We start from the raw sequence: 23,681 nt of genomic DNA, 5'->3' as shown, positions 1-23,681 counted from the left end.
AATAAAAATGAAGGATGGGGATCAGACCGATGACAAGAAAAGCCAAAACGGCAGAAGAGATTAAACATATTGCAGAAGAGGAAAACGTACGTTTTTTACGACTAATGTTTACCGACATTATGGGAACAATTAAAAATGTTGAAGTTCCTGTGAGTCAGCTAGATAAAGTATTAGATAATAAAATGATGTTTGATGGGTCATCCATCGAAGGATTCGTTCGTATCGAAGAAAGTGACATGTATTTATACCCTGATCTATCTACATGGATGATTTTTCCGTGGGAAAGCGACCATGGAAAAGTTGCGCGCTTAATTTGTGATATTTACAATCCTGATGGTACCCCTTTTGCCGGAGATCCCCGCGGTAATTTAAAACGCGCCTTAGCAGATATGAAAGAATTAGGCTTTACTTCTTTTAACTTAGGACCAGAACCAGAATTTTTCCTATTTAAATTAGATGAGAATGGTGAAATTACCACTGATTTGAATGATAAAGGTGGCTATTTTGATTTTGCGCCAACCGATTTAGGTGAAAATTGTCGCCGTGATATTGTTTTAGAGTTAGAAAGTTTAGGCTTTGAAGTGGAAGCTTCGCATCATGAAGTAGCACCTGGTCAACATGAAATTGACTTTAAATATGCTGATGTAGTTGATGCTTGTGACAATATTCAAACATTCAAATTAGTTGTGAAAACTATTGCGCGCAAACATGGCTTGCATGCAACATTTATGCCAAAACCTTTGTTTGGAATTAATGGTTCTGGCATGCACTGCAATATGTCATTATTTAATGAAGAAGGTAATGTTTTTTATGACGAGTCAGGAGAGATGGGCTTAAGCCAAACTGCGTATCATTTCTTAGGTGGTTTATTAAAACATGCCCGTGCCTATACTGCGGTATGTAACCCAACAGTGAACTCTTATAAACGCTTGGTCCCAGGTTATGAAGCACCTGTTTATGTAGCTTGGAGCGGCAGAAATCGTTCACCACTCATTCGAGTTCCTGAATCTCGTGGTTTATCGACTCGTTTAGAGTTACGTTCTGTCGATCCTTCAGCGAATCCGTATTTAACAATGGCTGTCTTATTACAAGCAGGTTTGGATGGTATTCGTAATGAACTTACACCACCGCCAGCAGTTGATCGTAACATTTATGTGATGAATGAGGAAGAACGTCAACATGCACAAATTGAAGATTTGCCATCAACCTTACACAATGCCATCAAAGAATTACGTAAAGATCAAGTAATGATTGATGCATTAGGTCGTCATATTTTTGCCAATTTTGTAGAAGCGAAACGAATGGAATGGGCAGCCTTCCGTCAAACCGTTTCTGAATGGGAAAGAGAACAATATTTGGAGTTGTACTAAAAGCCGTTACTTTTAATAATCTTAATGTTTAGAAAGAGGAAGATAAGTCGAAACGCTTATCTTCCTCTTTCGTTCTTTAGTTTGTGAATGAATAGATAATTTCTATTTCACAAAATAAAGTAATTTTAATTCAGTGAAATAGTTTGTTTATAGGGGATAAAGTGGTTTTTCTCTCAATTTCTCTTTTATTTTTAAGCAAAAAAATTGACAAAATCTTTCATAATTTGTGAAATTCCGCTATAATAAACAAGAATATGCGTGCAACTATTCTATTTTTTAGATATAAAGGATGAGAAAAACATGCGAAAAATGAAAACAATGGACGGGAATGCTGCAGCAGCTTATATTTCCTATGCTTTTACAGAATTAGCAGCCATTTATCCAATAACACCAAGTTCAACAATGGCTGAGCTTGTTGATCAGTGGTCGGCCGAAGGTAAGAAAAATATCTTTGGTCAACCTGTGAAAGTAGTCGAAATGCAATCGGAAGCTGGTGCTGCTGGCGTGGTCCATGGCTCTTTAAAAACAGGCGCGCTTACCACGACCTATACGGCTTCACAAGGGTTACTTTTAATGATTCCTAATATGTACAAAATAGCTGGAGAACTATTACCATCTGTTTTTCATGTGGCGAGCCGAGCTTTAACCACGAATGCTTTAAATATTTTTGGTGATCAAGGAGACGTAATGGCCGCGCGCCAAACAGGCTTTGCTATGTTGTCAGAAAGCAGTGTGCAAGAAGTGATGGATTTGGCACCAGTGGCTCACTTAGCTTCGATTGAAGCGAGTGTTCCATTTATGAACTTTTTTGATGGCTTTAGAACAAGTCATGAAATTCAAAAAGTGGCAGTTCTTGACTATGAAGAATTAGCACCCTTAGTAAACCAAGAGAAATTAGCCGAATTTCGTCGTCGGAGCATGAATCCGAATCACCCTTCCGTTAGTGGAATGAACCAAAATCCAGATATTCACTTTCAACAACGAGAAACAATAAATCCTTATTATGAAAAATTACCTGGTATTGTTCAAAAATATATGACAGAAATTAACCGGTTACGGGGAACCAATTATGATTTGGTGACGTATTATGGCGCAGAAGATGCAGAAGAAGTGATCGTCACGATGGGTTCAGTTGCACAAACAATTGAACAGACGGTTGATTATTTACAAGAACAAGGAAGAAAAGTTGGCTTCCTTAATGTCCATCTTTATCGACCATTTCCAGTTGAAACATTTCTTGAAAAAATACCACAATCAGTTAAAGCAATTGCTGTCTTGGATCGGACGAAAGAGCCCGGTGCTGGTGGTGAACCGTTATTATTGGATGTCCAAAGTGCGATGTATGAAACGGATATTCGCCCAACGATTATTGGTGGGCGCTATGGTTTAGGTTCTAAAGATGTATTGCCAAATCAAATTGTTGCGGTTTTTGATGAATTAATGAAAGAACGTTCTGCCATGAAGAAGCGTTTTACAATTGGGATTGATGATGATTTAACTTATACTTCATTAGAAGTTGGCAAACCACTTGATTTGACGAATCCGAAAACCTATCAAGCTAAATTTTGGGGCTTTGGTTCTGATGGGACAGTAGGGGCGAACAAGTCAGCAATTAAGATTATCGGTGATCATACAGACAAGTATGCTCAAGGCTTTTTCTATTATGATTCAAAAAAATCAGGCGGGTTGACCGTTTCTCATTTACGTTTTGGCGAGACGCCTATTCGTTCAACGTACCTCATTGAACATTCTGATTTTGTGGCTTGTCATACAGCCGCTTATTTGCATACCTATGATTTAGTAAAAGGGTTAAAAAAAGGTGGTACTTTCCTCTTAAATACCATTTGGAATGATGAACAACTAGCACGATTTTTACCCAATCAATTAAAACGGTATCTAGCTGAAAATGAGATTCAGTTTTATACAATCAATGCAGTGAAATTAGCTAGTGAAGTCGGACTAGGCGGGCGAATTAATACCGCGATGGAAACAGCTTTCTTCAAATTAGCGCAAATTATGCCTTTTGAGCAAGTGTTGCCAATTTTAAAAGAAGAAGCACTGAAAAGTTATGGTCATAAGTCCATGAAAGTTGTCGAAAAAAATATTCAAGCAATCGATAAGACCGTTGAATTGTTGCATCAGGTACCTGTTCCAGCAGAGTGGAGAACGCTTGAAGTTCAACCGCGAAAACGTTCAGAAAATGTTAGTGATTTTGTTCATGAAATTGTTGAACCGATTAATCGTCAAGAAGGGAATGCGTTATCTGTTGCGACACTAGCGAAAAATGGGATGACAGATGGGCGGATGCCTTTGGGAACTGCGGCAGTTGAAAAACGTGGAGTTGCATTAGAAGTACCTGAGTGGATTAGCAATCGATGTACTATGTGTAATGAGTGTGCCTTTGTATGTCCCCATGCGGCGATACGACCATTCTTAGCCGATGAAGAAGAAATGACTGAAGCGCCAGAAGGATTCATTGTGCGTGATTTACGTGGTGCCGACGGCTTGAAGTATCGTATCCAAGTCTCAGTCAAAGATTGTACTGGCTGTGGTCTTTGTGTTGAAGCCTGTCCAGCTAAAGGGAAAGCTTTAGTAATGAAACCTTATGAAGAAGAAAAAGAGCAGGCTATGAACTGGGCGTTTGCTATGACGTTACGTCAAAAGGAAAACCCAGCAAAACCGAATACTGTTTTAGGTTCGCAATTTAATAAACCTTTATTAGAGTTTTCTGGTGCTTGTTCTGGTTGCGGCGAAACGCCTTATGTTAAATTATTGACGCAAATGTTTGGTGACCGAATGCTGATTGCTAATGCAACAGGTTGCTCATCGATTTGGGGTGCTGCAGCGGGTGTGACACCTTACACTACGAATGAACAAGGACAAGGTCCAGCTTGGTCAAATTCTCTTTTAGAGGATAATGCCGAGTTTGGTTACGGCATGTTGTTAGCAACGCAAGCGCGTCGCGAACGTTTAGCTAGTAAAATGACCAAAGCTTTTTCTGTAGCCAGTGATTCTTTACGTTTATTGATGGAAGATTGGATAGCACATCTGTCCGAAAGTGAAGGTACGCAACAACGTGCAGCTAAATTACGTGCAGCTTTGCTTGAAGAAAAAACGAATCAACCTTTATTGGAAGCAATTTATGACGATCAAGATCTTTTTGTTAAACCAAGTCAGTGGATGATTGGTGGAGACGGCTGGGCTTACGATATTGGCTACGGCGGTATTGACCACGTGTTAGCTAGTGGCGCGGATGTAAATATGTTAGTTCTAGATAATGAAGTCTATTCCAATACAGGTGGCCAAACTTCCAAAGCAACTCCGGCATCAGCGATTGCGAAATTTGCTGCCAGTGGGAAGTATGCCTCTAAAAAAGATTTAGGGATGATGGCAATGACTTATGAAAATGTCTATGTCGCTCAAATTGCCTCAGGTGCAAACCAAATGCAGACGATTAAAGCTTTTGAAGAAGCAGAAAAATTCCCTGGACCATCAATTATTATTGCTTATACACCATGTATTACACATGGTTTAGCAGGTGGGATGAGTCAAACGTTGAAAGAAGCGAAAGACGCGGTTCATTCAGGTTACTGGTCTTTATATCGCTATAATCCATTATTGCGAGAAAAAGGCAAAGAACCAATGATATTGGATTTCAAAAAACCAGATTTTTCATTAATGAAAGAGTTTATGCGCCAACAAGTTCGCTTTGCGTCCTTAGAATCCAGTCAACCAGATACAGCGGAATTGTTATTTAATAAAACAATTAATGATGCTAAGAGACGGTTCTATAATTATGCTCGTTTAGCTGGTCAAGAAGAAAAAATTCGAGCAAAACTAGAAAAACAAAGTGAACCAGAAATAACTGCGCCAGAGAACGAGAAGCCACGAGTGAAAAAAGAACGCGTAGTTGATCCGGAAGCGGAAGCAAGAAGGGATGCCCGTCGCGCTGAACGAGCAGCCAAGAGAAAACAACGTGGGCAAGATTAAATAGAAATCAAAAAAACGTGTCTGAGCTTTTTGCTTAGACACGTTTTTTAGTTAGAAATGCGATTTTTTGATGAAAAATTTCAAGTTATTTGAAAAAGTTCCTAAATTTTTTTGATGTTTCCGCTTGCGTTCTGTGATGAAAGAAAATAATGTGGTATACTTGTTAGGAAATCTTGAGAGAGAAGTGAGGGGTATGATGTCGTTTCAATTGAATCAATTATTAGATTTGAATTATTGGCAGCAAGTCATCTCAACGGATTTCTTATCTAAGGATTTTGTTATCAATATCATAGATATCCTAGTCGTATGGTACCTCGTTTACAAATTAATCATGCTTGTTCGTGGAACAAAAGCAGTCCAACTATTAAAAGGTGTCGCTGTTTTTATCATTATCCGCATTCTAAGTGAGATAATTGGTCTACATACATTATCTTGGTTAATGAATCAAGTCATCATGTATGGTGTAATCGCAGCGGTTGTTATTTTTCAACCAGAAGTGCGAAGAGGGCTGGAACATCTAGGGAGAAGTTCGTTTTTCCGCCCGAATAAAGGTGCGCAACAAGAAGATGAGCGTATTATTCAGGCCTTTGACAAAGCCATTCAGTACATGTCAAAACGGAAAATTGGTGCTTTGATAACCATTGAACGCAATACCGGTTTAGATGAATACATTGAGACAGGTATTGATTTGGATGCCGATATTACTGGTGAATTACTGATTAATATTTTCATTCCAAATACACCACTACATGATGGTGCAGTGATTATCAAAAATGAAAAAATTGCTGTTGCTAGTGCGTATTTACCGCTATCAGAAAGCAATTTAATTCCAAAAGAATTTGGAACGCGCCATAGAGCCGCAGTCGGTATCAGTGAAGTCAGTGACGCCATTACGATTGTTGTTTCTGAAGAAACTGGTGACGTTAGTTTGACATTGAACAATGAATTAATTCCTGGTCTAACGCAAGAAGAGTATTTAACAATTTTGCGTAAGGAGTTAATTTCGGAATCATCGGAAGATAAAAAAAGTGCTTTGCAGCATTTTATCGATGATGTAACAAAGGGGGTTAAACGCAAATGAGAAAAGCCTCCCAAAAAAGCTGGTTTAATGGTTTGCTTTCATTGCTGTTTGCATTGTTGTTATTTTTTAATGCCAATGCAACAGGCAATAATCCCTCCAATTCAGGTTCAAGCCAAACGTATAGTGAGACATTGAATAATATTCCTGTCCAAGTCCAATACGATAAAGACAAATATTATGTCTCTGGATTTGAAGAGAGTGTAAATGTTCATTTACGTAGTGCGAACCGCATTCAATTAAACATGGAATCAAATGCTGACACACGAAATTTCCAAGTGGTCGCAGACTTAACCAAATTGCCATTAGGAACTTCGGAAGTGCCTTTGACAGTTCGGGGACTAAGTTCTGCTGTTACAGCTGAAATTGAACCGAAAACAGTGACTGTAACGATTGAAAAGAGAGTAACAAAAAAATTCGATGTAGAAGCACAACTTTCTGATAACATTGAAAAAGAAGGCTACAAAGTAAAAAATATTTCTGTAGATCCAAAAACTGTAGAAGTAACAACTGGAGAAGAAACAGCGAAAGCAATTGAGAAAGTGATTGCGCCAGTCTCAAGTGCCAAACAAACAATTGATACGATTAAACAAACGGTAAATGTTCAAGCGCTAGATGCTAAAGGTCAAGTCCTAAGTATCGAAAATCCAGCACCACAAGTCAAAGTAACAGTAGGCTTAACCGCGCCAACGAAAGATGTACCACTGAATGTTAGTATGACAGGTACGCCACCTGCTGGGATCGCTCATTACAATTATAGTTTATCAACGTACCAAGTTAGGGTCAGTGGCCCGCAATCAATTTTAGATACGCTAGAATCAATTGAGGTACCGGTAGATATTTCTGATATTCGCAAAGAAACAAAACAATCAGTGACTATTCCCGTTAATGGAGAATACGTAGTTACACCAGATGAGGTTGACGTTTCTTTGAGCCCCGTGTACAATCAACAACAGTCATCAAATACAAATGAAACTTCAGAGGAACCTGCAAGTTCAACAACGGTTGGCTCAGGTAGCCAAGCAGTACAACCAAGTACATCCAGTCAAGTAGAATCAAATACTTCTGAAACAACAAGTGAGGGATCAACAGTAGAAAGTACAACTGCTGGTTCAACTGAAAATACAGAGAATCAAGTGACTAAGGAGAATCAAAATGGGTAAATATTTTGGAACAGATGGTGTAAGAGGAATTGCAAATAAGGAGTTAACACCTGAATTAGCTTTTAAATTAGGGCGTTACGGTGGTTATGTGTTGAGTCAACATGAAGATAGTTCAAGAAAACCTCGTGTTCTCGTAGGCCGCGATACACGTATTTCAGGTGAGATGTTGGAACAAGCATTGATTGCTGGGTTATTATCAGTCGGGATTGAAGTTTTCCAATTAGGGGTGATTTCAACACCTGGTGTAGCATATCTTACTCGTTTACAAAAAGCATCCGCTGGCGTAATGATTTCAGCTTCACATAATCCTGCGGAAGACAATGGGATTAAGTTTTTTGGGGCAGACGGCTTCAAATTAGTAGACGATCAAGAAGCAGAAATTGAAGCATTGTTAGACGCAGAAGAAGACACCTTACCAAGACCTTCTGCTGAAGGCTTAGGCTCATTAGATGAATTTCCAGAAGGCTTACTAAAATATTCACAATTTTTAGTTCAAAGTATTCCTGGCGATTTAGCAGATATGACTGTTTGTTTAGATGCGGCCAACGGAGCAACTGCAACAGCAGTCAATCGTGTCTTCGCGGATTTAGAGACAGATTTCTATACAATGGGAACAAGTCCTAATGGATTGAATATCAATGATGGTGTGGGTTCCACTCATCCTGAAGCTTTGGCAGAAATGGTTGTTGAAAAAGGCGCCGATGCTGGTTTGGCTTTCGATGGCGACGGCGATAGAATTATTGCAGTCGATGAATTAGGACGAATTATCGATGGTGATAAAATCATGTATATTTGTGCTAAGTATTTAGCTGAGAAAAAACGTTTGAAAAAAGATACAATCGTTACAACGGTGATGAGTAATCTAGGTTTCCATAAAGCTGTAGAAGAAATTGGCTTAAAAGATGTGGTAACGCAAGTGGGTGATCGTTATGTTGTAGAAGAAATGCGTAAAAATGATTACAATTTTGGTGGCGAACAATCTGGTCACATGATCTTTTTAGATTACAACACAACAGGTGATGGCATGCTTTCAGGGATTCAATTGTTGAATGTTATGAAGCAAACGGGCAAAAAATTATCTGAATTAGCGGATGAAGTGACGATTTATCCACAAAAATTAGTCAATATTCGTGTCACAGATAAAAATGGTGCAATGGAAGTTCCGGCAATCAAAGCAGTTGTCGAACAAGCAGAAGCAGAAATGAATGGCGAAGGTCGTATTTTAGTTCGTCCTTCTGGAACAGAACCATTGTTACGTGTGATGGCCGAAGCGCCAACACAAGAAAAAGTTGATTATTACGTTGATAAAATTGCTGAAGTAGTACGTGCAGAAATCGGCGTTGAATAAGAACAAATTAGAAACCAGACACTTAATGCTAGCTTGCGTTAAGTGTCTGATTTCTTTGTTGGAAATCAAAAAAAGAAAATAGCTAATAAGCTCCGTCTATCATTGACATAGAGCGGTTAAAAGGGTACTATTTTAGAAGTAAGATGCACCGCGTATCTTCTTTTTTTATTTGATAAAATCAAGAAGGGAGCGGCTGTAAATCAATGGAGTTATAGAATGGAGGAGCGAAATGAAAGAAAAAATGTCCGTCAAGACAATTGTAGCAATTGGAATTGGCTCTGCAGTTTTTGTTATTTTAGGTCGATTCGTTGTAATTCCAACTGGGATTCCTAATACGAACTTAGAAACGTCGTATCCATTTCTTGCTTTAATGTCAGTTGTTTTTGGACCAGTAGCTGGAGGGCTAATTGGTTTGATTGGTCACACATTAAAAGATTTTACCACGTATGGTAGCGCTTGGTGGAGCTGGATTATTTGTTCAGGAATTATTGGTATTATTTTTGGCTTCGCTGGTCGTAAAATGGATCTTCAACATGGTGAATTTACAACAAATGACATGGTGCGTTTCAATATTTTCCAAGCGTTTGGTAATATCGTCGTTTGGGGCTTAATCGCGCCTAGCTTGGATATTTTGATTTATAGTGAACCGGCAAGTAAAGTATTTACACAAGGCGTATTCGCGACTGTTTCAAATATTGTCGCTGTGGGGATTATTGGAACATTGTTGATGAAAGCTTATGCATCAACAAGAACAAAGAAAGGCAGTTTATCAAAAGATTAAGAAACTGTCGAAATAATTTAAATGGTTAAGGGTCTGCCCTAGTAATTACTTTGCTAATGCTCAGACCCTTTCTTTTATGGAGAAACTGAGGTGAGGCCGAATGAAAAAACCAATCATTACTTTTAATAATTTTTCCTTTCAATATCATAGCCAATCTGAACCGACATTAAAGGGGATTCAATTAACCATCTATGAAGGAGAAAAGGTTTTAATCGTTGGGCCTAGTGGTAGTGGCAAATCAACATTGGCGCAATGTATCAACGGGTTAATTCCCAATATTTATGAAGGTGAGATTCAAGGAACAGCTACGGTTGCTGGTGAAAATATCCAAGAAACAAGTCTATTTGATTTGTCTTTTGATGTAGGAACTGTTTTGCAAGATACCGATGGGCAGTTTATCGGCTTAACGGTTGCTGAGGATATTGCTTTTGCTTTAGAAAACGATGCAGTTGAACAAGCAGAAATGAAAAAAGCGGTTCAGAAATGGTCTGAGATTGTTGAGCTGAATCAGTTATTGCAACACCGTCCACAAGATTTGTCAGGTGGTCAAAAACAACGTGTATCTATGGCGGGCGTTCTAATTAACCAATCAAAAATTTTACTTTTTGATGAACCTTTGGCTAATCTTGACCCACGAGCGGGACAAGAAACAATGACTTTGATTGACACCATTCAACAAGAAACAAAAGCGACTGTTTTAATAATAGAACATCGCTTAGAGGACGTTCTTTGCGAATCAGTTGATCGAATTATTGTCATGAATGAGGGCACAATTATTTCTGATACAACGCCAGATGAATTGTTACGTCAAGATACGTTGACCCAACAAGGGATTCGTGAACCTTTGTACGTTACAGCCATGAAATATGCTGGGATTGATTTAACACAAGTTAGTCATTTAGACAAATTAGCCGAAGTATCAGGCGAAACGGTTTTGCCTAAAATGACACAGTGGTCTGTCCAACCTAGTTCAGTTAGTGCAGTCAAAGGAGCTGAACTATTACGTTTGGAACAAGTGTCCTATCAATATGATCGTCACGGTGAAAAAGTGTTAGATGACTTCTCAGTAACTATTCATCATGGAGAAATGATCAGCATTGTAGGAAAAAATGGTGCCGGGAAGTCTACACTTTCTAAAATAATTTGCGGGTTCATCACGCCTCAATCGGGCAAGATTTTATGGGAAGGACAGGATTTTTCCAATTATTCAATCAAAGAACGTGCAGATAAAATTGGTTATGTGATGCAAAATCCCAATCAAATGATTTCTAAAAAAATGATTTTTGAAGAAGTAGCTTTAGGATTAGTTTTACGAGATGTGCCACAAGCAGAAATTGAGGAACGTGTGACGAATATTTTACATATTTGTGGGCTGTATCCCTTCCGGAACTGGCCGATTTCTGCGTTGAGTTTTGGGCAGAAAAAACGGGTAACTATTGCATCAATCTTAGTTTTAGAACCTGAATTATTAATTTTAGATGAACCAACAGCTGGACAAGATTTTAAACATTATACAGAAATGATGACATTTTTAGAAGAATTGAACCGCTTAGGTGTGACTATTTTAATGATCACTCACGATATGCACTTAATGTTGGAATATACAACACGTGCGTTAGTAGTTTGTGATGGACGTTTACTAGCAGATGCGACTCCAGTTGCTGTTTTAACAGATGAAAAATTAATTCAAGCAGCTTCTTTAAAAGAAACAAGCTTGTTTACCTTTGCTAAAGCGTTAGGCTTGGAAAATCCCTTGCTATTTACGGAAAAATTTGTTGCTTACGATCGTGAGGTGCGTTTTGGATGAGTGAACGACAAATGTTAGGCTATCATCCTGATTCAACCTGGATTCATCGCTTAAATGGCACAAGCAAATTAGTCTTTTTAATCGTTGTCTCTGTGGCTTGTATGACCACGTATGATACTCGTTATCTGTTAGGAATGTCTGTGGTTTCGCTTGTTTTGTTAAAATTATCAAATATTAAATGGCATCAAATATCTTTTGTTATTAAATTTATTGCTATTTTTTCTTTGTTAAATATCTTAACGGTTTACCTTTTTGCACCTGAATATGGGGTTGATTTATATCAATCACGTACCGTTATTTGGGAAGGAATCGGACGGTTTACTTTGACACAAGAAGAATTATTTTATGAATTTAATTTAGTTTTAAAATATTTCTGTACGATTCCGTTGGCATTAATCTTTTTATTAACAACAAATCCTAGTGAATTTGCCTCCAGCTTGAATCGAATTGGTGTGAGTTATCGGATTAGTTATGCAGTAGCGCTGGCTATTCGTTATATTCCCGATATCCAAGAAGATTTTTTTAATATTTCTTTAGCACAACAAGCGCGAGGCTATGAGATGTCTAAAAAGGGACGGTTAGGCCAACGAATCAAAGGCGTAGCACAAATCGTTTTACCCTTAATCCTATCTAGTTTAGATCGAATTGAAACTGTGAGTACCGCTATGGAATTAAGGCGTTTTGGTCAAAAGAAAAATCGAACGTGGTATGCGCAACAACCTTTTCATCTGCGTGATTTTTCGGTAATGATACTTGCCTTATGCTTATTAGGAATCAGTTTCTGGTTGTTCCATGTGAATGGTGGCCGGTTTTATAATCCATTCCAATAAATAACAAATTGATAAGGTTCTATAAATAGAACGGATATTTTTTTATTATTAAGAATCTAGTACTTTCGCTTACTATGAGTGTACTAGATTCTTTTTTTTACAACTTTAAAGAACTAGACCAATTTTCGGTTTTTAGATTTTTGTTGACAATTACCTACTTTTAATTGTATGATTGTTTATGTTTCTACGGAATATATTTACAAAGGAGGTATATAGACCAATATCGGATAGCGCCAGACCTGAACGTTCAGGTGACGAGGAGAGAGCTTATCGAAGATTCGGCGGGTGGCTCTAGGGACTGCACTCTACAGATAACAAAGAAAAACTAATTGTGAAGTTAGAACAAAGCGGTTATCACGCAGGTAGAAACATATAATGGGATTTGCTAGTTAAACAGGACCTAGTAAATACAGAATTTCAATTGGAAAGTAGGAATTAGCATTATGTGTGGAATTGTCGGAATGATTGGAAAAGAAAATGTCACGGAAAGTTTGATTCAAGGATTAACAAAATTGGAATATAGAGGTTATGATTCTGCTGGGATTTGTGTGAATGATCAAAGCCAACAGCCCCATGTAGTTAAGGCAGTTGGGGGCATTGCCGATTTAGCAGCAAAATTAACGCCAGAAATCGATGGAACAGTTGGTATTGGTCATACTCGTTGGGCCACTCATGGCGAACCAACTGTCGCCAATGCACATCCCCATGTTTCAAGCGATCAACGCTTTGCATTAGTGCATAATGGTGTCATTGAAAACTTTGAAGAATTAAAAGAACAATTTTTAAGTGGTGCTCACTTAATTGGTGATACAGATACTGAAATCGTCGTTCAATTAATTGCTCATTTTGCTGAAAATGGTTTTTCAACAAAAGATGCTTTTAAAGCGGCTTTAGCCGAAATTAAAGGTTCATACGCTTTTGCATTAATGGATAAAATGGACCCCAATACTATCTATGTAGCGAAAAATAAAAGCCCGTTACTTATCGGTCTAGGTGAAGGCTTTAATGTTATTTGTAGTGATGCGATGGCGATGATTAAAGAAACCAATCAATTTGTTGAGATTGTTGATGGTGAGATTGTAACTGTTACAGCGGACAAAGTAGTAATCGAAACGCCAGAAGGACAAGTAATCAACCGAGAACCTTTTGAAGCGCAATTAGATTTAAATGACATTGAAAAAGGAACATATCCGTTTTATATGCTCAAAGAAATTGATGAACAACCTGCAGTGATGCGCAAAATTGTTCAAGCGTATACTCAAGGTGAAAAAGTGACTTTAGATGAGGTGTTACTGGAAAAAATTAATCAATGTGACCGAATTTACATTATTGCTTGTGGGACAAGTTATAATGCAGGTTGGGTCGGAAAATCTTTAATTGAAACGATTGCCAGTATTCCTGTGGAAGTTCATTTATCAAGCGAATTTGGCTACAACATGCCTATTTTATCTGAAAAACCGTTCTTCATTTTCTTAAGTCAAAGTGGTGAAACGGCAGATAGTCGCCAAGTACTGGTACAGGTTAATGAATTAGGGCATCCATCACTTACATTAACAAATGTTGCTGGCTCAACATTATCACGTGAAGCGGACGATACCTTGTTATTACACGCTGGACCAGAAATTGCTGTCGCTTCCACCAAAGCTTATACTGCTCAAATCGCTGTCTTAGCTATTTTAGCAAAAGCAATTGGCGAAGAACGCCAAACATTAGCAGCCGTCTCATTTGATGTGGCTCACGAATTGAGCGTGGTAGCAGCTGTCATGGAAACCTTGATTGATGAAAAACAACAAATGAAAGCCTTGGTGGAAGATTATCTGACGTATACTCGAAATGCCTTCTATATCGGGCGAGGAGTCGACTATTATGTGTCGATGGAAGCGGCCTTGAAGTTGAAAGAAATTTCCTACATTCAAGCAGAAGGCTTTGCGGCAGGTGAATTGAAGCATGGAACGATTGCCTTAATTGAAGAAGGAACACCTGTGATTGGGATTGTGACAGATGCCAAAGTCGCAGCCCATACAAGAGGCAATTTAAAGGAAGTCGAAAGTCGTGGAGCAAGAAATATTGTGATTGCCTTGGAATCCTTGGCAAAACCACAGGACCAACTGATTATTCCAGATGTTCATCCGTTACTTTCTGCCTTAGTTAGCATTGTTCCAGGTCAATTATTAGCGTACTATGCAACCTTACAAAGAGGCTACGATGTTGATAAACCAAGGAACTTAGCCAAAAGTGTAACTGTTGAGTAAATCAAGAACCTGAGAGAAAGATGTTCAACGGGTTTTCATGAGTTTTAATATCTGAGACAAAAATCATTTTAGATTTTTGTCTCAGATATTTTTTATAAAAGAAAGATATTCAGTCAAAAATGAAAGATTCCAAAGAAATTCTTTTTTTCCGTTGAAAACTGTTTGCATTTTAGCAAAATTAGATATAATTAATAAGAACCGAAAAATAAGAATTAGCCAGTGAGGTAACTTTGTTTGAAAGAAAGCAAAAAGTAGGTTAAGCTGAAAAGTGCTAATTTATTTAACAAAAAAAGATTGTGAGTTGTTTGATATGGATCAGTTTAGTACATTAACTGAACAAGAATTTACTACCTTTGCAATGACACATCCTGCAGGTAACTTTTTAGAAACACCCGAAATGAAACATTTATTGGAACGACGTGGCTGGCATTGTGAATACGTTGGCGTCAAACGAGAAGGGCAACTAATTGCTGCGTGTATCCTAAGCAAGAAAAAAGTCAAAATTGGTTATGCTTTCGACATTGACGGCGGAATTTTGATGGATTATACAGATAAAAAATGTGTAGAAGCCTTTTTCACAGGCTTAAAAAAATATGTGAAAAAAAATGATGGCCTTTATTTAACCTTTACTCCAAATAAACAAATTTGTTTACGTGATTTTAATGGCGGTGAAGTTGAAAAGGTCAATCAAGAAACATTTGACTATTTCACATCAATTGGTTTTAAACACCAAGGGTTTGATGTGCACAATTTTGATGGCGCGCCACGTTGGCTGTTTGTCAAAGATATGGCTGGATTAACAGAAGAAGATCTTTGGAAATCTTATGGAAAAGATGCTAAATATGACATCAAGAAAACATGGGAATATGGAGTAACAACCCGAGAACTTCGTTACGAAGAGTTACCTCTCTTTAAGAAATTAACGGAAGAAACAAGTGCACGACGTAATTTTGAAGATAAGGATTTAGCTTATTACCAAGCTGTTTATGAAGAGTTTGGCGAACGAGCGAAATTTATGGTGGCGGAACTAAACTTTGCTACTTATTTAGAAAATCTTCATGAGAAATTACGCAAATTACAAGAGACGCTCAACGAAGTCAATGAAGCGTTAATTGCCAATCCTAAAAGCCGTAAAAAAAATAACCAGAAACGTGAATTTGAAGATGAAGTTCGTACCGTGCGCAAACGGATTGACGAAGCTAAAGAAATGAAAACATCAGATGAACCTGAAATTTTAGCAGGCGCCTTATTCATTGTTCATCCACAAGAAGTTGTTTACTTGTTTAGTGGTACGTATGAAAAATATAAACAATACTATGCACCGTATTTAATTCAACATAAAATGTTAACTTACACAGTAGAAAATAACATTCCCAAATATAATTTTTATGGCGTTGACGGTGTCTTTGATGGAAGTGATGGGGTTCTTAAATTCAAACAATCCTTTGGTGGTCATGTCGAAGAATTAATGGGCAATTTCCAATGGAAAGCCAAACCAATGAAATATGCCTTATATCACGCATTAAAAACAATTAAAGAAAAAGTCTAAAATTAAAACCCAATCCTAAAAAAGGAATGGCAAAGTGAGGCGTTTAAATGGAAAATCAAGTCGAGGTTATGACGTATGCACAGTTAAAAGAAATTATGCAGGTGTTAGAAGCAAACGAAGCGATTACAGAAGATACAAAAGTCTTTATTGATACAGGCTGGGATAGCGTGCAAGAAGTAGCACCAGATGCAGTCAGTATTGAAAAAGTTGCTAAATTCACAGTAGCAGATGTTTTAACAAACGAAAGTTTTGCTGGGTATAGTTTAGAGGAAAAGGCGGAGAAGATGAACGCTGAGGGCGACCTAGAAACGGCAATTATTATTCGTAATCTTTACTAAAAAAGTCCGTTTGAATAGTTAAAATCGAGGTCGGGACAGAACCGTTTAGCTCCTAGCAACGCGTAGTGTTGGTTCTGTTCCCGCCGGTTATCAGGTTTTGAGCCTGGAGCAAAAATCCAAAGTGATTTTTGTCCCAGGCTCATCTGCTTTAAATAAGAAATAAAGGAGATTAGATATGAGTACCATTCATGAATTTCCCAAAAACTATGAACGTTTTATTGCGAAAGGAGAAGAAGCACTTGTAGAACATAATCAGATCGCCGCTTTAGAAAATTTTCAACAAGCCTATCAGCTACAACAAACGCCGCCAGTAAACCAAAAAATTGTCCAATTATTGTTGGAAATGGATGAAGCTGACGAAGCACTAGCATTGGCAGAAGCGTTCCAAGATTCTTATTTTGAGAACCTCGAAACAGCGGCAATTTATATGCAAATTTATAGTCAAAGTCGTCGCTTTATTGAAGGGTATATTTTATTGAAGCAATTACTTCAAACTAAAAAAATAACGCTAGCACAACAAAAAACGTTAGAACAGCAATTAATGCAAGTGGAAGAGGCGTATCAACAATTAGAAACGCAGCAAATTCAAGCAATTAAAAGGAACTTGTTAGTAAGCGATCAATTGCCCGTTTATCAACAATTAGCGAACATTAAAACCAGTTTATATTTGCCTAAACCAGTATTTGTGGAAGTCGCAAAAGATTTAGTTATGAACCAAGCACTTAGTTATTTTGCTCGGGAATGGTTTATTGAAGAATTAGCACTGTTGCAATTTTCAGAACCACTGACTTTTCTTTGGTATGACAATCAGCCTCAGACAGTCTTACTAGAAGGAAAAACTGGACCGTTAAATACGCCGATCTATTCCGAAATTTGTACTGAACTTAGGAATCGTTTAGAAAATGATGATCCAATTATGCTGCAGCATTTGGAAGAAGAAATTCGATTGCATCTTACCTATTTGTATCCATTAGCAGAGACGGTTATTTCAGATCCAACTATCTGGGTCTTGGGTTATTTGGCAACCTACTATCCTGAATATATTGAAAAAGAATTGACTGAAGTAAAAGGTCATCAAATCGCTGCTGTTCAAAAAGTTCAACAGCCGATACGAACGGCTTTTACACAAATAATGCTTTAAAAAATGGCACGTCCTAAAAACGAGGACGTGCCATTTTTTCGGTTTCAGAAATTTGCTGAATCTGCTCTAATTGCTTTTCTTGACTGATTATTGCGGATAATAGAAAAAAGCAAGACAGAAATAAGTAAAAAGGATTCCTTGAATCAAGCAAATCACAACGAACAATGGCGTTGCTCCTGGAAAAGAATCAGAAATCCGTGTAATTAAAAATTCAACTAACCATAAAATCATTGAAAATAAAAATAATTTTTTCTGATGAGTTCTCATAGTCCGCAACAACCTTTCTGGTGATTTTCACTTCTCTATCATAACATAGAAAACGAGCTGTTTTTTCTCAAAAATTTTGTTACTTCATAAGAAAAATGGGAAATAAGCAAGTTTCAGGAAGTACTAAATGTACCCGGAAAGAATACTTAATCCATCTTAATCAAACCATACAGTCACGTTTATTGCAAAAGAAGTGTTTTTGGATGGAACAAATTATTTCATAAACACAAATATTTCTTTGTTGTTTGTATAAATGTCATAAAAGTGATTACTTACTACTTTTTGATTTTTAGACATATCAGTATCGGTCAGTGGTGCCATCTCTACTCCTAAATTCGATGAAGTATTGAACCAAACGTAATTAGGGAAATATAGACCGTCATTTGGTGGCACAATTTTTGAAAGAATTGGGTAGTTTCGACTTGTATTAGCATAAACAGTTGAATTTTTGAAAAACGTATTTAAATAAACTTTTTTTCGTTCGTTTGTTACAACATTTTTTAAATCATCTGTTAAAACAGCTGCTTGGCGATTGAATGCTTCTTTTTGATAGTTTAATGTGGAAGAATACACCAAAACAAACGATAAAATATAATAAGATAACAAGCTGGCCACAAGTAACGAAGTTAGATAAATTGCTTTCACTTGTCGATTGTTAAATAAACTTAACATGCTGATTGTAACGAAAACAGCAAATCCGTAAATATAGCGAGGCGCATCACCTGCGATATTTCTTGAATAGACAATAAAAATGCCAAAACTTAAGAGAGAAGCAAGTCCTAAATACAAGATACAATAAAGGAAACTTAAGCCTAAGTTGATTTTGCTATTTGATAGATGACTAATAAAAAATAAAACAAGCAGTAGGAGCAGTAATAAAAACCATAAACGATTACTCTGGTTCAATAGCTCTGAAAAATAATGGTAACTATTTTGATAAGCCACACTGGGAATATCGTGCAAACTTGGTAAGGCCTGACTGCCCCCAATGTTGTTTGTTGCGGAAGGTACAAATTTTAACTCGATAAGGTAGCTGACTATAGAAAGTAGATAAGCGATAGCAGCAAGTGCGACTTTTTTACAAAGAGCAATGAAATTTTCTCCAGCAAGTAACTGCTTGAAAGTAAGGAATAAGACGATAACTATATAAATTCCTGACGAGGCTTGGTAAGTATTAAACATAACAAACAGTGAAAAAACAGAAACCAAGAAAAACGTAAAAGAATTACGCTGCCACCAATAAAAAGGAAGAAACGAACAAAAAATACTCAATGCCATATAGGGACTATCAAACCTGAAACTAAGACATTGAAGGAACCAAGGATTGAGGCCAATTAAAGTAGCTACTAAAGAGGAACCCCAGCTAATTTTTTGGTCATTGATGATATAAATAGCCAGTATGCTTGTGAGAGATAAGATAAGACCTGTTAGAATCGGTGTGGTCAAGCCCAGATCTGTCAAATGACGACTTCCTTGAACAAACCATGAGAGAAATTCACTGCCCCAACGTGCGTAAGTCGTACCAAAATCTGTCATTCCAGCGACTTGGCGAGCATTATCATCTAAGTAAGGGAAATTGATAATGCCGATGGATAAAACTGCCACTTGATAAATTAAAATGATCAATAGAAGATAGGCTTTATTTTCAATACACCAATTCTTTAAATCAAATTTTTTTGATTCTGTAGGTAATTGTTTCATCATTGTACTCCACTCCAATAATTATTTAACAATTAAAATATACCATAACGAGTGGAATGAAGAAATTGCTTTTGTTATTTTCTCATCTTGACAGAACACTAAGGGTAGGCAAAACAAAAAAATCCCAACTCTTTATTAAAGAGTTGGGATTTTACCAAAAAGCCACCTGCCGGGCTTGAACCGGCGACCCCCACCTTACCATGGTGGTGCTCTACCAACTGAGCTAAGGCGGCACTTTCAAAGGCTAAACTAACTCGAGGATTGCAACGAAGTGAAACCCATAGAGTTCACTTTCAAAGGCTACACTGCGACGAGTAATCGCCAAAGTTCCTTTTGAAAAATCGTACAAATCTCGTGCACAAGAAATAGAATAACGTATAGACGAAAGTTTGTCAATTGCTCTTTCGTAAAAAAAGAAAAATGATTTTTTTCTAAGAAAAACTGTTGACAATCTCTTTTTTCTCTAGTAAAGTGTAAATCAACATCACAGATAACTATTCATTCGTTGAAGAGAAGAGTAAATTTTGATGACCTTCAAAAGAGAGTCCTGATTGGTGAAAAGGGACAAGGTTCAGAAAAGTTGAAGATGGCCTCTGAGAATAAATTGCTGATAAGTAAGCAATTTCGGCTAAGCACCCGTTACCATGTGCACCAAGTTAATAAAGACTTGGATAAGAGATGAGATATAAAGAATCAGTTATATTTCGAAAAAAGGTGGTACCGCGAATCATTCGCCCTTTACTAGCAAAACGCTAGTGAAGGGCTTTTTGCTGTGAATCACTACGACTGGCGCGAAGCGACAGAGTAGATGATGAACAGTACAAGATGACCGAAGGGCAAGTTGTGTCATTTGCACGAATCACTACGACTGGCGCGAAGCGACAGAGTAGATGATGAACAGTACAAGGTGACCGAAGGGCAAGTTGTATCATTTGCACGAATCACTACGACTGGCGCGAAACGACAGAGTAGATGCTGTCTGCGGTTACTCGACGCAGGATGGCCTTTGTAAGTGATGAACAGTACAAGCTGTTCGAAGAGAACATTAACTCTAGTCTGTTTAATTTTGAAAACAGATGAAAATCAGTTTAGAATGAATAGAAATAAAAAAGCAGTGATATAGTAAGTACAAGACTTGATTTGTCTAACAGAGAGCCTAGGTAGCTGAGAATAGGTGACAAAGACGTTTTGGAAAATGGCTATTGAGCAAGCGCTCCGAGTGTTAAACACAAGGCGGCGACGGGGGCTCCCGTTATCGAGCTAGGGTATCGAACATGTTGTTCCGTACTTGAAAAGGGAATTTGTGTGAGCAAATTCTGAACATGAGGTGGTAACACGCAAAAAAGCGTCCTCAACGATACAACTTGAGTTGTGTCGTTGAGGATGCTTTTTTCTTTTTTGTGAAAAAATGCAGGTTGGTAAGAATGAAGGGGGATAAAGAATGATTGAACTAAAAAATATCAGTGTGACATTTCAACAAAAAAAACAAGAAATTCAGGCTGTCCAAGATGTGTCTTTGACAATTGATAAAGGGGATATCTACGGAATTGTTGGTTATTCCGGTGCTGGAAAAAGTACGCTAGTACGGGTAATTAATTTATTGCAACGACCAACAGAGGGCACCGTTATTATTAACAAAGAAAATATTTTAACTTTTTCTAAAAAGGAATTACGACAACAACGAAAAAAGATTGGAATGATTTTTCAACATTTTAATTTGATGAAAGAGCGGACTATATTTAGTAATATCGATTTTTCATTAAAATATTCTGGGCTAAGTAAAAGTGAACGGCGTCAAAAAATCAGCCATTTATTAGAGCTAGTTGGACTAAGTGAAAAACGGGACGCTTACCCCAGTCAACTATCAGGAGGGCAAAAACAGCGGGTTGCGATTGCCCGCGCTTTAGCAAATGATCCTGAAATTTTACTTTGTGATGAAGCGACGAGTGCGTTAGATCCAAAAACAACGGGACAGATTTTAGCTTTGTTAAAAAAGTTAAATCAAGAACTGAACTTGACGATTGTCTTAATCACCCATGAAATGCAAGTGGTTAAAGAAATTTGTAATAAAGTCGCGGTGATGGAAAATGGCTGCGTTGTCGAATCAAACGATATTGTTTCGATTTTTAGTCAACCCCAACAACCTTTAACCAAAGATTTTATTCGGACAGCAACTCATATTGACCAAGCATTAACCACGATTCTTGAACATCCTAAATTAGCTGATTTAGATAAAAATCAAGAATTAATTGAATTTTCTTATGTGGGAGATCAAACGAATGAGCCATTAATTGCACAATTGTATAGCCAATATCAGGTGTATACGAATATCCTTTACGGCAATGTCGAAATTGTTCAAAACGTTCCTATTGGCCATTTAATTGTGGTGCTTTCTGGTGATGAGGCCCAGCGTCAACAAGCCCTTACTTATTTAGCGAAACAAGGCGTGCGAACCAATGTTTTGAAAACCTATCAGCAAACGAAGCAAAAGCAGAATTTACAGGTGATTTAAAAAAGGAGTGAACTGAGAATGTATCAATTATTTGAGAAATATTTTCCGAATGTTGTCCAATTAAAACAAGAGTTTCTTCAAAGTACATGGGAAACATTATACATGGTTTTTTGGACAGCATTGATTGCTGGCGTGTTAGGAGTCTTGTTGGGTGTCGTGCTTGTTAGTACTGGCCCCAGTGGTGTTTTGAAAAATCCACCCCTGTATAGCGTCTTAGAAAAAATTATTAATGTTTGTCGTTCTATTCCTTTCATCATTATGCTCGCACTGATTCAACCATTAACACGAATTTTGGCAGGAACGACAATTGGTACAACCGCAGCGTTAGTCCCATTAGTTATTGGCGTAATTCCGTTCTTCGCGCGCCAAATTGAAAATGCGTTATTAGAAGTGGATCCTGGCGTTATTGAAGCGGCAGAAGCCATGGGGACGAGTCCCTTAGGGATTATTTTTCGGGTTTATTTAATTGAAGGGTTACCAAGTATTATTCGTGTTTCAGCAGTGACAATTATTAATTTGATTGGATTAACAGCCATGGCAGGAGCGATTGGAGCCGGTGGTCTGGGCAACTTAGCGATTACTCGAGGATACAATCGGTTTCAAACCGATGTGACATTTATGGCCACGTTAATTATTTTAATTATGGTATTTATCAGTCAAGCCATTAGTAATCAATTAATCAAAAAAACATCACATTAGAAAAAGGAGAACTGACAAAATGAAAAAATTTAGTAAATTAATTGGACTTATTGGGGTATTAGCTTTTACGATTGCAGGTTGTGCATCGGGGTCTGCGAAGGATACTAAGACAGAAACCGTTAAACTAGGGGTTGTAGGAACAAAAAATGATGAATGGGAATCGGTCAAAGACCGTTTGAAAAAGAAAAATATTGATCTACAATTGGTAGAATTTACAGACTATACACAACCAAACGCAGCATTAGCAGAAAAAGAAATTGATTTAAATGCCTTTCAGCATCAAATCTTTTTAGACAATTACAATAAAGAACATGGGACGAAATTAGTATCAATTGGCAATACAGTCAATGCACCATTGGGAATTTACGCTAATAAATTGAAAGATATCACGAAAATTAAAGACGGCGGAGAAATTGCTATTCCTAATGACCCAACGAATGGCGGGCGGGCGTTAATTTTATTACAAACTGCAGGACTGATAAAAGTAGATCCTGCGAAACAGCAACTACCGACTGTCAGTGATATTACTGAAAATAAACGCCAATTGAAAATAACTGAATTAGATGCTACGCAAACAGCGCGCGCTTTACAAGATGTCGATGCTTCAGTGATTAATAGCGGCATGGCTGTCGATGCTGGGTATACACCAGATAAAGATGCTATTTTCTTAGAACCTGTAAACGAAAAAGCGAAACCTTATGTGAACATTGTCGTGGCCCGAGAAGAAGATCAAGAGAATAAACTTTATCAAAAAGTTGTAGAAGAATATCAACAAGAAGAAACGAAAAAGGTCATTGCAGAAACATCAAAAGGCGCCAATGTTCCAGCCTGGGAAACATTTGGTAAAAAATAAAG

At 37.5% G+C, this 23,681-nt stretch carries 17 protein-coding genes, 1 tRNA gene and 2 other annotated features; of the genes, 15 read left to right on the top strand and 3 right to left on the bottom strand.

Annotated features, from left to right (window positions below; translation table 11 throughout):
• Positions 1-29 precede the first annotated feature (29 nt).
• The 12 genes from glnA to IGL37_RS08780 all read left to right on the top strand — a co-directional run bounded on the left by glnA (position 30) and on the right by IGL37_RS08780 (position 17,647).
• Complete coding sequence (glnA, locus tag IGL37_RS08835; protein ID WP_002356929.1) at positions 30-1,370, top strand: type I glutamate--ammonia ligase; 1,341 nt, start codon at positions 30-32, stop codon at positions 1,368-1,370.
• 258 nt (positions 1,371-1,628) lie between these two features.
• Complete coding sequence (nifJ, locus tag IGL37_RS08830) at positions 1,629-5,360, top strand: pyruvate:ferredoxin (flavodoxin) oxidoreductase (RefSeq protein WP_033917891.1); 3,732 nt, start codon at positions 1,629-1,631, stop codon at positions 5,358-5,360.
• A gap of 196 nt (positions 5,361-5,556) precedes the next feature.
• The gene (gene cdaA / locus IGL37_RS08825; RefSeq protein ID WP_002389035.1) at positions 5,557-6,441 is read left to right on the top strand and encodes a diadenylate cyclase CdaA; all 885 of its coding nucleotides are present in this window, start codon (positions 5,557-5,559) and stop codon (positions 6,439-6,441) included.
• Complete coding sequence (locus tag IGL37_RS08820; protein ID WP_002380508.1) at positions 6,438-7,601, top strand: CdaR family protein; 1,164 nt, start codon at positions 6,438-6,440, stop codon at positions 7,599-7,601. Before cdaA ends, IGL37_RS08820 begins: the two co-directional genes overlap by 4 nt.
• Positions 7,594-8,949 (top strand): phosphoglucosamine mutase, encoded by a 1,356-nt coding sequence (glmM, locus tag IGL37_RS08815; RefSeq protein ID WP_002356936.1) that lies wholly within the window; start codon positions 7,594-7,596, stop codon positions 8,947-8,949. Before IGL37_RS08820 ends, glmM begins: the two co-directional genes overlap by 8 nt.
• Before the next feature lie 229 nt (positions 8,950-9,178).
• Complete coding sequence (locus IGL37_RS08810) at positions 9,179-9,730, top strand: ECF-type riboflavin transporter substrate-binding protein (RefSeq protein WP_002356937.1); 552 nt, start codon at positions 9,179-9,181, stop codon at positions 9,728-9,730.
• A gap of 100 nt (positions 9,731-9,830) precedes the next feature.
• Positions 9,831-11,537 carry an ABC transporter ATP-binding protein gene (locus IGL37_RS08805; protein WP_002396597.1) on the top strand — a complete coding sequence of 569 codons (1,707 nt, stop codon included), beginning with the start codon at positions 9,831-9,833 and terminating at the stop codon, positions 11,535-11,537.
• Positions 11,534-12,367, top strand: coding sequence for an energy-coupling factor transporter transmembrane component T family protein (locus IGL37_RS08800; RefSeq protein ID WP_002356939.1), 834 nt, complete (start codon positions 11,534-11,536; stop codon positions 12,365-12,367). Before IGL37_RS08805 ends, IGL37_RS08800 begins: the two co-directional genes overlap by 4 nt.
• A 443-nt stretch (positions 12,368-12,810) precedes the next feature.
• On the top strand, positions 12,811-14,619 hold the full coding sequence (gene glmS, locus IGL37_RS08795; protein WP_033917892.1) for a glutamine--fructose-6-phosphate transaminase (isomerizing): 1,809 nt from the start codon (positions 12,811-12,813) through the stop codon (positions 14,617-14,619).
• Positions 14,620-14,929: 310 nt separating this feature from the next.
• Entirely contained in the window at positions 14,930-16,168 is a 1,239-nt protein-coding gene (locus IGL37_RS08790) for an aminoacyltransferase (protein WP_033918011.1), read from the top strand.
• A gap of 47 nt (positions 16,169-16,215) precedes the next feature.
• Positions 16,216-16,506, top strand: a complete 291-nt coding sequence (locus tag IGL37_RS08785; RefSeq protein WP_002356942.1) for a hypothetical protein — start codon at positions 16,216-16,218, stop codon at positions 16,504-16,506.
• A 175-nt stretch (positions 16,507-16,681) separates the two neighbouring features.
• Positions 16,682-17,647 (top strand): hypothetical protein, encoded by a 966-nt coding sequence (locus IGL37_RS08780; protein WP_033917893.1) that lies wholly within the window; start codon positions 16,682-16,684, stop codon positions 17,645-17,647.
• A gap of 87 nt (positions 17,648-17,734) precedes the next feature.
• On the opposite strand, the gene IGL37_RS08775 is transcribed toward IGL37_RS08780, so the two are convergent.
• The 3 genes from IGL37_RS08775 to IGL37_RS08765 form a co-directional block, all read right to left on the bottom strand.
• On the bottom strand, positions 17,735-17,914 hold the full coding sequence (locus IGL37_RS08775) for a hypothetical protein (RefSeq protein ID WP_002384325.1): 180 nt from the start codon (positions 17,912-17,914) through the stop codon (positions 17,735-17,737).
• Between the two features lie 213 nt (positions 17,915-18,127).
• Entirely contained in the window at positions 18,128-19,618 is a 1,491-nt protein-coding gene (locus IGL37_RS08770) for a glucosyltransferase domain-containing protein (RefSeq protein WP_033626656.1), read from the bottom strand.
• A 157-nt stretch (positions 19,619-19,775) separates the two neighbouring features.
• Positions 19,776-19,848, bottom strand: a tRNA-Thr gene (locus IGL37_RS08765).
• A 263-nt stretch (positions 19,849-20,111) separates the two neighbouring features.
• Positions 20,112-20,357, top strand: a binding site (T-box leader).
• Positions 20,358-20,720: 363 nt separating this feature from the next.
• Positions 20,721-20,971 (top strand) — a binding site (T-box leader).
• Positions 20,972-21,056: 85 nt separating this feature from the next.
• Between IGL37_RS08765 and IGL37_RS08760 the strand changes: the two genes are divergently transcribed.
• The 3 genes from IGL37_RS08760 to IGL37_RS08750 are packed head-to-tail and all read left to right on the top strand — an operon-like array spanning position 21,057 to position 23,679.
• Positions 21,057-22,127 (top strand): methionine ABC transporter ATP-binding protein, encoded by a 1,071-nt coding sequence (locus tag IGL37_RS08760; RefSeq protein ID WP_033917894.1) that lies wholly within the window; start codon positions 21,057-21,059, stop codon positions 22,125-22,127.
• A gap of 18 nt (positions 22,128-22,145) precedes the next feature.
• Positions 22,146-22,826 carry a methionine ABC transporter permease gene (locus IGL37_RS08755; RefSeq protein WP_002359998.1) on the top strand — a complete coding sequence of 227 codons (681 nt, stop codon included), beginning with the start codon at positions 22,146-22,148 and terminating at the stop codon, positions 22,824-22,826.
• A 19-nt stretch (positions 22,827-22,845) separates the two neighbouring features.
• Positions 22,846-23,679, top strand: a complete 834-nt coding sequence (locus tag IGL37_RS08750) for a MetQ/NlpA family ABC transporter substrate-binding protein (protein ID WP_002366917.1) — start codon at positions 22,846-22,848, stop codon at positions 23,677-23,679.
• Positions 23,680-23,681 lie beyond the last annotated feature (2 nt).

The sequence above is a fragment of the Enterococcus sp. AZ119 genome (genome assembly GCF_050546175.1).
GTDB lineage: Bacteria > Bacillota > Bacilli > Lactobacillales > Enterococcaceae > Enterococcus > Enterococcus faecalis.
Note: the sequence above shows the minus strand (reverse complement) of the source record. Positions and strands in the feature narration are given on the sequence as shown.